The sequence below is a fragment of the Staphylococcus sp. HMSC055A09 genome, assembly GCF_001809655.1.
Lineage (GTDB): Bacteria > Bacillota > Bacilli > Staphylococcales > Staphylococcaceae > Staphylococcus > Staphylococcus capitis.
This window is the reverse complement of the sequence record NZ_KV798364.1, coordinates 1-14,006: the sequence shown is the minus strand read 5'-3', so window position 1 is coordinate 14,006 and position 14,006 is coordinate 1. Positions and strand designations below refer to the sequence as shown.

Annotated in this window: 11 protein-coding genes and 1 pseudogene; 8 read left to right on the top strand and 4 right to left on the bottom strand. The window is 31.7% G+C overall.

Going from position 1 to position 14,006, the window contains the following annotated elements:
- Positions 1-269: 269 nt before the first annotated feature.
- The gene (locus HMPREF2642_RS03335) at positions 270-1,748 is read left to right on the top strand and encodes a malate:quinone oxidoreductase (protein ID WP_023351236.1); all 1,479 of its coding nucleotides are present in this window, start codon (positions 270-272) and stop codon (positions 1,746-1,748) included.
- Between the two features lie 133 nt (positions 1,749-1,881).
- Here HMPREF2642_RS03335 and HMPREF2642_RS03330 read toward each other — a convergent pair whose 3' ends face one another.
- Together HMPREF2642_RS03330 and HMPREF2642_RS03325 are read right to left on the bottom strand one after the other, a co-directional pair.
- Entirely contained in the window at positions 1,882-3,249 is a 1,368-nt protein-coding gene (locus HMPREF2642_RS03330) for a sensor histidine kinase (RefSeq protein ID WP_049428354.1), read from the bottom strand.
- A complete protein-coding gene (locus tag HMPREF2642_RS03325; protein ID WP_030063514.1) occupies positions 3,242-3,916 on the bottom strand; it encodes a response regulator transcription factor in 675 nt (224 codons plus the stop codon). The genes HMPREF2642_RS03330 and HMPREF2642_RS03325 overlap by 8 nt, the downstream gene beginning before the upstream one ends.
- Positions 3,917-4,048: 132 nt before the next feature.
- Here HMPREF2642_RS03325 and HMPREF2642_RS03320 point away from each other — a divergent pair, with 132 nt between their 5' ends.
- Positions 4,049-5,104, top strand: coding sequence for an ABC transporter permease (locus HMPREF2642_RS03320; protein WP_037550194.1), 1,056 nt, complete (start codon positions 4,049-4,051; stop codon positions 5,102-5,104).
- Positions 5,104-5,766: an ABC transporter ATP-binding protein gene (locus HMPREF2642_RS03315; protein WP_023351240.1), complete on the top strand. Its 663-nt coding sequence runs from the start codon at positions 5,104-5,106 to the stop codon at positions 5,764-5,766. The genes HMPREF2642_RS03320 and HMPREF2642_RS03315 overlap by 1 nt, the downstream gene beginning before the upstream one ends.
- A 65-nt stretch (positions 5,767-5,831) precedes the next feature.
- Here the strand turns inward: HMPREF2642_RS03315 and HMPREF2642_RS03310 are convergent, their stop codons facing one another.
- Positions 5,832-6,794, bottom strand: a complete 963-nt coding sequence (locus HMPREF2642_RS03310; protein WP_049428350.1) for a YdcF family protein — start codon at positions 6,792-6,794, stop codon at positions 5,832-5,834.
- 185 nt (positions 6,795-6,979) lie between these two features.
- Between HMPREF2642_RS03310 and HMPREF2642_RS03305 the strand changes: the two genes are divergently transcribed.
- The 3 genes and pseudogenes from HMPREF2642_RS03305 to HMPREF2642_RS03295 all read left to right on the top strand — a co-directional run bounded on the left by HMPREF2642_RS03305 (position 6,980) and on the right by HMPREF2642_RS03295 (position 10,436).
- The gene (locus HMPREF2642_RS03305) at positions 6,980-7,435 is read left to right on the top strand and encodes a MarR family transcriptional regulator TcaR (RefSeq protein WP_049428348.1); all 456 of its coding nucleotides are present in this window, start codon (positions 6,980-6,982) and stop codon (positions 7,433-7,435) included.
- A gap of 280 nt (positions 7,436-7,715) precedes the next feature.
- The gene (locus tag HMPREF2642_RS03300) at positions 7,716-9,113 is read left to right on the top strand and encodes a membrane-associated protein TcaA (protein WP_049428346.1); all 1,398 of its coding nucleotides are present in this window, start codon (positions 7,716-7,718) and stop codon (positions 9,111-9,113) included.
- Between the two features lie 123 nt (positions 9,114-9,236).
- Positions 9,237-10,436: pseudogene (locus HMPREF2642_RS03295) on the top strand (multidrug effflux MFS transporter).
- Positions 10,437-10,526: 90 nt separating this feature from the next.
- On the opposite strand, the gene HMPREF2642_RS03290 reads toward HMPREF2642_RS03295, so the two are convergent.
- On the bottom strand, positions 10,527-11,078 hold the full coding sequence (locus tag HMPREF2642_RS03290; protein WP_070597661.1) for a TetR/AcrR family transcriptional regulator: 552 nt from the start codon (positions 11,076-11,078) through the stop codon (positions 10,527-10,529).
- Between the two features lie 131 nt (positions 11,079-11,209).
- Here HMPREF2642_RS03290 and HMPREF2642_RS03285 point away from each other — a divergent pair, with 131 nt between their 5' ends.
- Both HMPREF2642_RS03285 and HMPREF2642_RS03280 read left to right on the top strand, forming a co-directional pair.
- Entirely contained in the window at positions 11,210-11,857 is a 648-nt protein-coding gene (locus HMPREF2642_RS03285; RefSeq protein ID WP_002432737.1) for an HlyD family secretion protein, read from the top strand.
- A gap of 12 nt (positions 11,858-11,869) precedes the next feature.
- On the top strand, positions 11,870-13,921 hold the full coding sequence (locus tag HMPREF2642_RS03280) for a DHA2 family efflux MFS transporter permease subunit (protein ID WP_037550167.1): 2,052 nt from the start codon (positions 11,870-11,872) through the stop codon (positions 13,919-13,921).
- The last annotated feature ends 85 nt before the right edge of the window (positions 13,922-14,006 follow it).

The following is a 14,006-nucleotide window of genomic DNA, read 5'->3' as shown; positions in this document are numbered from 1 at the left end:
AATGGATTAATAGCATTATTTAAGGGTAAGAGTTTAACAATTTATAGATATCTGACTTTTTATCCTTTTGTGAATAGCAATTTATAGTATATAATTAAACTAGTTTAATCAATGGTTATGATGAGGGAGAATCAAGTCTTCCTTAAATAACTCTTGGGATATATTTTTTATAGGTTTAGAAAGCGCTTTAATATAGAAATCTATATTAAAACAAATCCATTAGAGTCAATCGTTCCATTTATTCATTGAAAAGGGGGACTGTATTTGTTATGAGTACACAACATAGCAAAACAGATGTCATCTTAATTGGTGGCGGCATTATGAGTGCAACATTAGGAACATTACTTAAAGAATTATCACCTGAGAAAGAAATTAAATTATTTGAAAGATTGGACCAACCTGGTGAGGAAAGTTCAAACGTTTGGAATAACGCTGGTACAGGGCATTCAGCATTATGCGAGCTGAATTATACTAAAGAAGGTAAAGATGGCTCAGTTGATATCACTAAAGCGATAAAGATTAATGAACAATACCAAGTGTCTAAACAGTTTTGGACGTATTTAGTACGTACGGGTCAATTAGATAGCCCAGGTAAGTTTATCCAATCTGTACCACACATGAGTTTTGTTAAGGGCGAAAATAATGTGCGTTTCTTGAAAAGTCGTGTAGATAGTCTTCAAAAGAATGTTCTTTTCGAAAAAATGGAAATCTCTGAAGATCCTGAAAAAATTAAGAAATGGGTACCATTAATGATGGAAGGGCGTAAGTCAGAAGAGCCTATTGCTATCACTTATGATGAAACAGGGACAGACGTGAATTTTGGTGCTTTAACGAAAAAATTAATTAGCAATTTACAAGAGAAACATGTCGAAGTGAATTATAAGCATGAAGTTCAAGACATTAAGAAACAGGATAATGGTAATTGGAATGTTGTTATTAAAGATTTAACATCTGGTCAAATAACAAATTATGAAACGGAATTTGTATTTATCGGTGCTGGTGGCGCTAGTTTACCTTTATTACAAAAAACAGGTATTAAAGAATCTAAACACATTGGTGGTTTCCCAGTAAGTGGATTATTCTTAAGATGTAAAAATCCTGATGTTATTAAACAGCATCATGCAAAAGTGTATGGTAAAGCAGAGGTGGGAGCACCTCCAATGTCTGTACCTCACTTAGATACACGTTTTGTTAACGGTGAACGTTCTTTATTATTTGGACCTTTCGCAGGTTTCTCACCTAAATTCTTAAAAACTGGCTCATATTTAGATTTAATTAAATCTGTTAAACCAAATAATATAGTAACGATGTTAAGTGCAGGTGTTAAAGAGTTTAATTTAACTAAATATCTTGTATCTCAATTAATGTTATCTAATGAAGAACGTGTTGATGACTTACGTGTGTTCTTCCCTGAAGCTAAAGACGAGGATTGGGAAGTAATTACTGCAGGACAACGTGTTCAAGTGATTAAAGATACTGATAAATCTAAAGGTAACCTACAGTTTGGTACGGAAGTTATTACTTCTGAAGATGGTACACTAGCAGCTCTTTTAGGTGCTTCACCAGGTGCGTCAACAGCAGTAGATATTATGTTTGATGTATTACAACGTTGTTATCAATCAGAATTTAGTGGTTGGGAATCTAAAATCAAAGAAATGGTACCTTCATTTGGCTTGAAACTCTCAGAACATGAAGATGTATACCATGCCGTAAATAAAGAAATTACAAAGTATTTAAATGTTAAATAATTTGTAGAAGCTAAGTTAATGATAAAGTAAGTCAATTAAAAACAAAGGCTCTAAGATGGTTTCAAACTTGAAATCATCTTAGAGCCTTTTTTATGAAGATAAAGTATAAACTAAAACATGGTTAGGAGTTAGTTTATACAGTGTTTTTAATTGGTAATTGAATTGTGAAGATTGTAGCGTCGTTAGATTGAACAGAAATAGTACCATTGTGCAATTCTACGATGGATTTTGTAATTGCGAGACCTAAACCATTACTACTCTGATCATTGTTTAATTTATAAAATCTTTCGAAAATGTGAGACATATCTTTATCACTGACTGCGCCCTCATTTTCGATGGTAAAAATAATATTGGAAGCTTCTATTGATAAATGTATCTGGATTAAGCCATATTGTGGTGTGTATTTAATGGCATTAATGATAAGATTGCTTAACGCTTGATGAATAAGTCTTTCATTTCCTAGGAAATATACCTCATCTAATTCTGTCATAATTACTAAATCTTTTTCTTCAATATGGAATTGCTCATGTCTGACAATATCTTTAATTAAATCATTTAAGTGGATGCGATTATCTAAAGTTAAATGTTCTGCGTTATCTAATTCAGATAGTAATAATAGTTCTTGCGTTAAATCACTGACTTGAGTAGTAATATTAAATAGCTCATTAACATGCATTTGTCTTTCTTCTTTACTTTTAGAAAATTGTAGTTGAGTTAATATACTTTGAATGTGTGTCAGTGGAGTTTTGATTTCATGAGATACATTTTGGACAAAATGTTGTCTCATTTCATCTACTTGTCCTAAACGTTTGCGCATTGTATCAAACCTTGATTGTAAGGTGCCAATTTCATCTTGACGTGTTTGATTGATAGGAGTTTGAAAATCGCCTTTCATCAGTCTATGGGTTGCACTTTTCAGAGCAGAAACGGGTTTAATAATTGAATACGTAGAAGCAATAACTAATGAAATTGAGATGACAAGTAATAGCCCAAGTAACACGGCTAAAAATATTCTAAACTCACTAAATGTTTCACCAATATCAGGACGCATAAATACCGCAACTGGTTTATCGTTAGTTTTAAAGCGTAAGCCTACCGTGTTATCCGTTTCATTATCGAAAAAACCTGTGACAAATAATTCAAATGGCTTATTTTTAATACCGTGATAATTTTTACCATTCATTACAGATTGAATAGCAGATTGTGGTAATGTATCTCGACGGAATGGTTCTCCATAAAAATGTTTTGTACCATGATTATCTACAGTAAGTATTTGATAATTCATATCTCCCAAATGTTTAAAATAAGAGGAGAGTGATTGAGTGTTTTGTGCGTTTTCATAATTGCGTGCTTCTTCTAAGGTTTTCATAATTTTAGCATCATTAGAGGCTTTTAAATTAAAATGATAATAGATATTTGTAAGGACAAAGCTTATAAAGGCGCTAAAAAGTATCACTGTGATGGTATAGATTGCAATTCTAGAATAAAGTGTTTTAAACATCTTGATTCACCTTATACCCTTGTCCACGGACCGTATGTATTGAAATTGATGCACCTAATCTAGACAACTTTTGACGGAGTCTTTTAATGTGTACATCAACAGTTCGATCATCACCTTCATAATCAAAGCCCCAAATTTTTTCAATGATGTCATTTCGAGTAAAAATGTGTTTTGGATTAGACACTAATAAAAATAATAATTGGAATTCTTTATTAGGAAGATTTATCGTTTTAGCATCAACGCTTATCTCCATATATGGTTGATTGAGTGTTAAATTTCCAAGTTTAAGTTCAGACTCAGCATTGATTTGATATCTTCTTAACACCGCTTTGATTCTAAATAGTAATTCTTTCACCTCAAATGGTTTAGTTACATAGTCATCTGTCCCGCTTAAGAAAGCACGTTCTTTATCACTTAAAGCGTCTCTTGCCGTTAACATAATAACGGGTATATCATAATCCTCTTTTAAAGTTTTACATAATTCGAAACCATTTATGCCATTCATCATAATATCAACGATAGCTATGTCGACATTCTCTTTTTCAAGAAAATGAAGTGCCTCCTCACCACTTAAAAAAGCGTGTGTTTCAAAATGTTCATTTATTAGATGAGATTTTACATAATCTAATATTTTTCGATCATCATCAACAACTAAACAGCTCGCCATCATCTTTTCGCTCCTAAGTTTTTTATTTATTATACTATTTTCAATTTTAATTTAACATATCGAAGTTCGTTCATATTCAGTTCACATTCACTTCTTAAAATTTTGGTGACAAAGATAAAGGAGTGACTATAAATGAATTTAGCATGGAAGGAAATTAAATTTTATAAATTCAGATTTATTCTTATAATGCTTATCGTATTTTTAATGTCTACGATGGTTTTATTTATCAGTGGGTTGGCTCAAGGACTAGCCAGGGAAAACATTTCTCTATTTGATCACCTCAAAGGGAACCAATTTATTATTCAGAAAATGAAGGAACCACAACTAGAAAAATCTTCATTAAACTCTAAACAACAATTTAAAATAAACAAAATCGTTAACGAGCAACCAATAAAAATGATGTCAAAAACTTTAAATATAAAAGGTAATGAAGAAAATGTCGTTGCATTAAACTATACGACCGAAAATAAATTTAATCTAAAATCTGGAACATATCCAAATCATAAAAATGAAATTGTAGTGAATGAAAAACTTATCGCAAAAGGGATTAAAAAAGGAGATAAAGTGAAGTTCACCAAAGAAGGTAAGCCATATAAAGTCGTAGGAATTCTTAAAGATGCTATGTATTCGCATAGTAATGTGATTCTTATGAATCAAAACGTATTTCAAAATAAAAATAATGGTGTGGCTTCATTTTATTCATTGAGTCATTTATCTAGTAAACAGAAGCATGAAATCAATTCAATTAAAGGTGTGCAACATGTAAAAGCACAAGAATTAACGAATCATATTGCTAGCTACAAAGCTGAGCAAAGTCCATTGAAAATGATGATTTATAGTTTATTTATTATCACAGCAATAGTATTAAGCGCATTCTTTTATGTAATGACGATACAGAAAATTTCCGAGATAGGAATACTTAAAGCTATAGGCATTTCCACACCACATTTACTTATTTCATTAATCGTTCAAATTTCAGTAATTACTCTGATTGGTGTAATTATATCTGAAGCTTTAATTATATTAATAAATCAAATTTTACCGGTTACAATGCCATTTCATTTAGAAGTGAGCAACATGTTAGTTGTATTAATAATATTTTTATTCGTTGGTTTAATTGGCGCGTCACTCTCGTTCATTAAACTTTTAAAAATTGATCCGATAGAAGCGATAGGGGGAAATGAATAATGACATTAATGGTAGATAATATTGTTAAAACTTTTGGAGAAAATGAATCTGAAACGCAAGTTTTAAAAGGAATCAATTTTGAAGTTCAGGATGGAGAATTCGTTATCTTAAATGGTGCTTCTGGTTCCGGCAAAACTACATTATTAACGATACTAGGCGGTTTATTATCACCTACATCTGGTAAACTCATCTATGAAGAAAGCCCTTTATTTAATAACAACAACAATACTAAAATGAGGCTCAACGACATCGGCTTTATATTTCAAGCGTCATATCTCATCCCGTACCTCACTGTAGAAGAACAACTGATCACTGTTGGTAAAGAAGCGGGAATGTCTAAAAGAGAAGCAAAGTTACGGGCTAATGAATTACTTGATGAGATTGGTTTAACACATAGGGTGAAAAGCTATCCCTATATGTTATCAGGTGGAGAAAAACAACGTGTAGCGATTATGAGAGCGTTTATGAATCATCCTAAAATCATACTAGCTGACGAACCTACCGCAAGTTTAGATGCAGAGAGAGCTAGAGATGTCGTAGCAATGATTAAAGAACAGATTAGTGACAAACGTATGATTGGTATAATGATTACACATGATGAAAGTTTATTTAAATATGCAGACCGTGTTATAGAACTTTATGACGGTAAAATAATCAACTAATAAAAAGAGCGAGGTAACGTTAGTCTACTTGAATAGTAATTTTCGTTATCTCGCTTATTCATTTCTTAGACGATGATCATGCGTATAAGACTTACCCAAAAGATAATCGCAAAATAAATAGTTAGAATTACTTTATATTGATACATTAATCCTAAAAAATCTTTGATAAGCGCTATACTGAAAAAATGATAGGGTGTATGGCTCCCGAGACCATAGAATTCTAAACCTACTTTATTAGCAAGACGCAATGATCTTAAAATATGGAATTGGCTTGTAACACATAAGAATTGTGCCCGTCTTCCAAAATGTCCTTCTATGATTGGCTTTGAATATTGAAAATTGGTATACGTATTAGTAGATTGTTCTTCCATTAGAATACGTTTCTCCGGCACACCCTTCGCGATGAGATAGCGTTTCATTGCTAGCGCCTCAGTAATGGGTTCATCGGGACCTTGCCCACCACTTACTAACATATATGGAGAATGCTTTTGAGATTCATAAACTTTGATTGCGCAATTTAACCGTTCAGCAAGCATAGGAGTGACTTCCTCTGTAAAAATACCTGCTCCTAGTACCATAATTAGGTCTACATTTTTAGAACATAAATGACTACCATAAGCTGATGACCAAGAAATATAACAAATAAAAGCGAATATAGTACTATAAGCGATGGTGGCGAACCATAAGGCCAATCCATTAATAATTGGGATGTCTACCGTACTGATATATATACATGCTGATAGGAATAATATGATGCGATAAAGGTAAATAAACATGTGTTTCAAAAATAGACGTCCACGTTTAAAGTTAAATAAATGTCGATGTTTAATGAGAATAAATAATGAAGCAATCAACATTAAGCTTGTTAAATCATACGGAATAGTTAAATGAATTAAATGATAAATTGTAATGATAAATCCGATAATAATAGAAGAAATATAAGCTCTTAAATTAAGAGTGAGTGGTTGATTGACATACAAAGATGCAATAAGGATAAAAGCAATGATTGTTAGTATAATTGATATCATGAATGGATTACCTCTACATTTATTGTATATATAATGTAGACTAGCTATTCATAATTAGCAATCTTTTAGCTATAAAATACATGAGCTCATTAGAGGTTTCAATTTGATAGTATTCTTGCTATTATTTAAAAGTATGAAAAATAATTTTTTTATATAAATAGATAAAATAAATTAGGAGATTCTACATGGTAAGACGAATAGAAGATCATATCATTTTTTTGGAAAAATTCATAAATGACGTAAATACATTAACTGCAAAGCTACTTAAAGATTTACAAATTGAATATGGCATTTCTATAGAGCAATCTAATGTGTTGAATATGTTAAGTAATGAATCATTAACAGTGAGTCAAATTACTGAAAAACAAGGCGTCAATAAAGCAGCAGTAAGTAGAAGAGTTAAAAAATTATTAGATGCTGACTTAGTTAAACTCGAAAAAACAAATGCCAATACTGACCAACGCTTAAAAATTGTAATTTTATCAGAAAAAGGCAAAGAATATATTGTAAAAAGAAAAGCAAACATAAGTAATATTGCTAATGATATGACAAGTGATTTCTCAACAGAGGAAATAGAAAAAGTTAGACATGTTTTAGAGGTCATTGATCATCGTATCAAATCGTTTAATTCTAAATTATAAATATTCTGAGAATCAGACTATACACTGAATCATTGATAGGAATATAATGAAAAGTGTAAATTATTTTATGTATTTAGGACTAATTATGTATTTAACTTAAGCTGTTTTATTAATATAATTCGAATAAGTGCGTAAATGCTTTTTAATTAAAATAAAATGAAAACTACATATATTAGAAATTGTAATTTTAAATCAAAATCTGTAAAATAAACCAGGTGGATAAAATAATTATATAATATAAAAATTAAGTGAATGTAGTGTGGGAATAAGAGGTGATATAATGAATCAATGCCCAAACTGTGGACATACAGTTAGTGGTGATAATGAAAGCTGTCCAAATTGTGGGCAATCATTATCAAGAGATAAGAAAAGAAAAAATAAAACTAAACAGCAATCATCTCAATCGCAAAATAATAACGCTACGAACCTCAAATTACGTAGAATTGTTCCACTAGGAATCGTCTTTTTTATTTTAATACTTATTGTGGTTTTATTTTTCCTATTAAAGAACTTTAATTCTCCAGATGCACAAGCTAAGATTCTTGTTAATGCAGTAGATAATAATGATACGCAAAAAGTAGCAACTTTATTAAGTACTAAAGATAATAAAGTAGATCCAGATGAGGCGAAAGAATATATTAAATATATTAAAAACGAAGTAGGTATGAAAAGTTTTATTAGTAATATTCGAGAGACAGTGGACAAATTGAATAAAAATAATTCAAGTGTCGCATCGTATATCCAAACGAGAAGTGGTCAAGACGTACTGAGAATTAGTAAAAATGGTACGAGATATTTGTTCTTTGATAATATGAGCTTTACTGCACCCACGAAACAACCAATTATTAAACCTAAAGAAGAAACAAAATATGAATTTAAAACAGGTGGTAAACGCAAAACTGTCATTGCAGATGCACACAAGAATACACCATTAGGTGATTTCATACCGGGTACTTATCACATGCCTGCTAAAAAGATTACTAAGAATGGTACATTCAATGGCTATTTAAATTTTGATTTTAGAGAAAGTAGTTCTGAGACAGTAGAAGCTTCGGAAGATTTTGATCAGACCTATTTAAATATCAAATTAAAAGGTGCAAGTAAATTAAGTGATAGTTCAGAAAAAGTAAAAATTAATGATCGTGAAATGTCATACTCAAATTCTAAAGAGTATGGTCCGTATCCGAAAACGAAAGATATTACTATATCTGCCACAGGTAAAGCAAAAGGTAGAAAATTTAGTTCAGAAACCAAAACAATTAGTGCTGATGATTTAAAAAATAATACGACTGTGACATTAAATTTTGAAAGTGATAAAATCAATAGTTATGTTGAGAAAAAAGAAAAAGAAGAGAACAGTCTCAAAAATAAATTAACGGAGTTCTTCAGTGGTTACTCAATGGCGATTAATTCAGCTTTTAATATGAATAATTTTGATTTTATATCAAGTTATTTTAAAAAGAATTCTTCTATTTATAAACAAATGAAAAATAACTTTGCAAATCATACAACTGTTTCAATGCTATCACCACAAGTATTAAGTGCCAGTAGAAGCGGAGATAAAATTAAAACCACGATTCAACAAATTGATAACTCAGGTAACTTTGTTAACAAAGACTATGAACTAGAAATTGACTCTGATAATAGTAATATGCAACTCACAAAAGGTGATGAATAAAAGCCAAATGCAAAATGCATTTGGCTTTTTTATAGCTATTTAGTAATATAATTAATTATCAGAAAAAGCTTAAGAAAAAATAAATGCTTGATTTCCTTTTAAAGGTATAAAGGAGGCTTCACTTTGGAGCAATCACAACCCAAACATCGCAATTCCCTATTATTTATCATCATTTTAGGTGCGCTTACTGCTATAGGACCGTTGTCAATTGACATGTTCTTACCAGGTCTACCTAACATTAAGAATGATTTTCATACAACAGCATCAAATGCTCAATTAACAATTTCATTTTTCATGGTGGGATTAGCATTCGGTAACTTGTTTGCTGGTCCTATTTCCGATTCTAAAGGTCGTAAAAAGCCTCTTCTTATTGCGATGGTTATTTTCACGTTGGCAAGTTTAGGAATCATTTTTGTTACGAATATTTGGGTGATGATTATATTACGTCTTATACAAGGTCTAACTGGTGGGGCAGGTGCAGTCATATCCAGAGCAGTGGCAAGTGATAAATACTCAGGAAATGATTTAACCAAATTCTTATCACTTCTAATGTTAGTTAACGGTGTTGCACCAGTTATCGCACCAGCACTTGGGGGTTTGATACTAAGTTTTACTGGTTAGAGAATGGTCTTTATTATATTGACCATTTTCGGTTTACTTATGTTCATAGGAACACTTTTCAAAGTTCCAGAATCCCTTGAAAATGAACACCGTGTTAATAGCAACATTGGCACAATGTTTAAGAACTTTAAAGATTTATTTGCTACACCAAGATTTGTATTACCTATGTTGATACAAGGCGTGTCATTTGTTTTATTATTTACTTACATTTCAGCCTCACCATTTATTGTTCAAAAAATATATGGATTTTCGCCTTTACAGTTTAGTATCATGTTTGCATCCATAGGTATTACTTTAATTATTTCAAGTCAACTGACCGGAAAGTTAGTAGATTACTTTGATAGGCAATCTATACTTAGAATGATGACTGTAATCCAAATTTTAGGTGTCATCATAGTAAGTATGACATTAATCAATCATTGGAATATCTGGTTATTAGCGTTTGGCTTTGTAATACTTGTAGCACCTGTAACAGGTGTAGCAACACTTGGTTTCTCTATTGCAATGGATGAAAGTAAAAGTGGAAAAGGCAGTTCTTCAAGCCTTCTTGGACTATTTCAAACATTATTAGGTGGACTGATGTCACCACTCGTAGGTATTAAAGGGGAAAATGATCCAACACCCTACATTATTATTGCTATAACAGCTGTAATTCTGATTATATTACAACTTTTAAATAGACGCGTATTTAAAAAAAGCTAAACCGTTTAAGATGATTTAATCTCAGTATACTTCAGAGTTAAAATTAACTTCGAAGTAGACTTTTTTCATCTTCAGTTTAGCTTTAAATGCTTACCTTTGCAGTTTAATAGTATTTGCGAGTAAGCCTTCTGCTATGACTTTTGGAGACTCTACACAACCACGTCGTAACCAATCGATAATAATACCGGCTTGACCTCCTACAGAATAAACAACAAACATGTGTTTATTCTGAATTGAGGTTTCATATCTATTCATCACCTTTTCATAACAATCTCTAGTTTCATTAATATAATCCAAAGCAATATCTTTATTAGGATGAGTAATTAATGTTGCTTTATAAAAGGCTTCCCTACGTTTGATATAACTCGCAACAAGTAAAAAGAATTTATACATTTTCTTTTGATCTTGCTTAATGCTATGAAAGTCATGATAAAAAGAATTAAGTAAAGCTTTATATTTATCGAGATGATAATTTTGTATACGTTCTAATAAATGATATTTATCTTGAAAATGATCATAAAAAGTTGAGCGATTTACGTTACTATATGCACAAATCATTTTGATAGTAATGTCCTCAAATGGATATTCTTCAAGTAATTCAATAAGACTTTGAATGATTTTATATTTAGCACGTTGCTTCATTGTTTCACCTGATTAATTTTTTTATATAAGTTTTTATCCAACACAATTATAAAAATTGTTGGTGTTATTTTTAGATTCACATCTCTATAATAGATAAAGTGAATTTTAAAAGCAAATAGGAGGATATATTCATGAAGAAAATGGTATTAGTGAATGTCATTACTATCATTGTCTTAGTAGTTATAGGTGTTCTAGCTTTCTGGTTCTGGAACAATGCGACTAGCTACGTAACTACTGACAACGCAAAAGTAGACGGAGATCAAATTAAAATCTCAAGTCCAGCTTCAGGACAAATTAAATCTCTTGATATTAAACAAGGAGATAAACTTGATAAAGGTGATAAAGTAGCTGAAGTTTCAGCTCAAGGTGAAGGTGGTCAATCTAAAGATATGAGCATCAAAATGCCTCAAAAAGGTACTATCGTAAAAACTGATGGTATGGAAGGGTCTATGGCTCAAGCTGGTAACCCAATCGCTTATGCATACAATTTAGATGATTTATACATTACTGCTAACGTAGATGAAAAAGACATTTCTGATGTAGAAAAAGGAAACGATGTAGACGTTGATATCGACGGTCAAAAAGCTTCTATCAAAGGTAAAGTTGAACAAGTTGGTGAAGCAACTGCAGCTAGTTTCTCATTAATGCCTTCATCAAACAGTGACGGCAACTACACTAAAGTGTCTCAAGTAGTGCCAGTTAAAATTTCTCTAGATTCTGAACCATCTAAAAATGTTGTTCCAGGTATGAACGCTGAAGTTAAAATCCATAAAAATTAAGGGGGTCATTTTATGACAGCGACCTTCATTATTGTTTATATTGTTATAGCGCTCATACTTATTGGTCTTATTAATGTTTTTCTTTCTAAATCTAGGAAAAAAGCAAAAGGTCAAAAAGCGGAACAACGTTCGACTAAGGATTCTAAGAATCAAAGTTATCAATCTAAATTTAAAGCAAGTGATCTAGATAAACAATCTGAGTCTAACAATGCTTCAAGTCATGTCAGAAATCATTCTGATAATATCGAAGATGATAAAAGAAAACATCACTTCGAATCTACTAAAGAGGGAGATCAAAGATCTTCTAATGCAACACATTCAGAAAGTAGATATGATGACTATCCTGGTTCTTTACGTCGTTCAGATCAACATGAAGAAGAAAACGTAGAGAAACACGATAATCAAAATAATCATTCTACAGAATCAAATGAAGAATCAGATGAAGTTTTAAATCCTATTAACCCTAATTCTGTAGAAGGTAGAGTTAATGAGAAAATTAAAAACCAAGAATCTAACTTCATTTTTGGTAAAGGTATTTCAAGAGGTAAGATTTTAGCTGCAATGTTATTTGGTATGTTTATTGCGATTTTAAACCAAACATTATTAAATGTGGCATTGCCTAAAATTAATACTGAATTTAATATTTCTGCATCAACTGGACAATGGTTGATGACAGGTTTCATGTTAGTCAATGGTATTTTAATTCCAATTAGTGCTTTCTTATTTAACAAATATTCGTATAGAAAACTATTTATTGTGGGCTTAGTGCTCTTTACGATTGGTTCACTTGTCTGTGCGATTTCGTTTAACTTCCCAATTATGATGGGAGGACGTGTGTTACAAGCCATTGGTGCAGGTATCTTAATGCCATTAGGTTCTAACGTTATTGTAACGATTTTCCCACCTGAAAAACGTGGTGTTGCAATGGGTACAATGGGAATAGCTATGATCTTAGCACCAGCCATTGGTCCAACACTATCAGGTTATATCGTTCAAAACTATCATTGGAACGTCATGTTCTATGGTATGTTCTTTATCGGTTTAGTTGCAATTATTGTAGGTATGTTTTGGTTTAAACTTTACCAACGTACCACAAATCCTAAAGCCGATATACCAGGAATTATCTATAGTACAATAGGTTTCGGTGCTTTATTATACGGTTTCTCCGAAGCTGGTAATAAAGGCTGGGGTTCTACGGAAATTGTAACAATGTTTGTTATTGGTATTATCTTCATTGTTCTATTTGTAATTAGAGAGTTAAGAATGAAGGCTCCAATGTTAAATCTTGAAGTATTAAAATATCCAACATATACACTTACAACAGTTATCAATATGATTGTAATGATGAGTTTATATGGCGGTATGATTTTACTTCCTTTATATTTACAAGATTTACGTGGCTTCTCAGCATTAGACTCAGGCTTACTCATGCTTCCGGGTGCCTTAGTCATGGGTGCTTTAGGTCCTATAGCTGGTAAGCTATTAGATACTATAGGTATTAAACCATTAGCAATCTTTGGTATCGGTATTATGACTTATGCTACATGGGAATTAAGTAAATTGAACTTAGAAACGCCATATCTTCATATTATGGGCATATATGTATTGCGTTCGTTCGGTATGGCATTTATTATGATGCCTATTATGACAGCAGGTATGAATGCTTTACCTGCAAGATTGATCTCACATGGTAACGCATTTGTTAATACAATGAGACAATTAGCAGGTTCTATCGGTACAGCTATATTGGTAACAGTAATGACGACTCAACAAACCAATCATGTTGCAGCATTCGGGGATGAATTAGATAAAACCAATCCTGTTATCCAAGATCATATGCGTGAATTAGCACAACAATATGGTGGCGAATCAGGTGCATTAAAAGTGTTATTACAATATGTTAATAAACTTGCATCTGTTGAAGGTGTTAATGATGCATTTATCATTGCTACTGTTATTAGTGCTATCGCATTAATCTTAAGCTTATTCTTACAAAGTAAGAAAAAAGCAGAAGCGTCAGCTAAAAAAGCTAACGCAGAAGATAAAACAGCTCACCAAGAGTAAAAACTAATTAAGAGATAAAAATGTGTTGTGGGGACACTTAGAGCCACTTACAATCGGAAGATTGTTAGTGGCTCTTATGCATGCG

Bases quoted from the DNA above. Each gene is read 5' to 3' on its own strand.
- HMPREF2642_RS03335 (WP_023351236.1), top strand. From the start codon at position 270: ATGAGTACACAACATAGCAAAACAGATGTCATCTTAATTGGTGGCGGC.
- HMPREF2642_RS03330 (WP_049428354.1), bottom strand. From the start codon at position 3,249: ATGTTTAAAACACTTTATTCTAGAATTGCAATCTATACCATCACAGTG.
- HMPREF2642_RS03325 (WP_030063514.1), bottom strand. From the start codon at position 3,916: ATGGCGAGCTGTTTAGTTGTTGATGATGATCGAAAAATATTAGATTAT.
- HMPREF2642_RS03320 (WP_037550194.1), top strand. From the start codon at position 4,049: ATGAATTTAGCATGGAAGGAAATTAAATTTTATAAATTCAGATTTATT.
- HMPREF2642_RS03315 (WP_023351240.1), top strand. From the start codon at position 5,104: ATGACATTAATGGTAGATAATATTGTTAAAACTTTTGGAGAAAATGAA.
- HMPREF2642_RS03310 (WP_049428350.1), bottom strand. From the start codon at position 6,794: ATGATATCAATTATACTAACAATCATTGCTTTTATCCTTATTGCATCT.
- HMPREF2642_RS03305 (WP_049428348.1), top strand. From the start codon at position 6,980: ATGGTAAGACGAATAGAAGATCATATCATTTTTTTGGAAAAATTCATA.
- HMPREF2642_RS03300 (WP_049428346.1), top strand. From the start codon at position 7,716: ATGAATCAATGCCCAAACTGTGGACATACAGTTAGTGGTGATAATGAA.
- HMPREF2642_RS03290 (WP_070597661.1), bottom strand. From the start codon at position 11,078: ATGAAGCAACGTGCTAAATATAAAATCATTCAAAGTCTTATTGAATTA.
- HMPREF2642_RS03285 (WP_002432737.1), top strand. From the start codon at position 11,210: ATGAAGAAAATGGTATTAGTGAATGTCATTACTATCATTGTCTTAGTA.
- HMPREF2642_RS03280 (WP_037550167.1), top strand. From the start codon at position 11,870: ATGACAGCGACCTTCATTATTGTTTATATTGTTATAGCGCTCATACTT.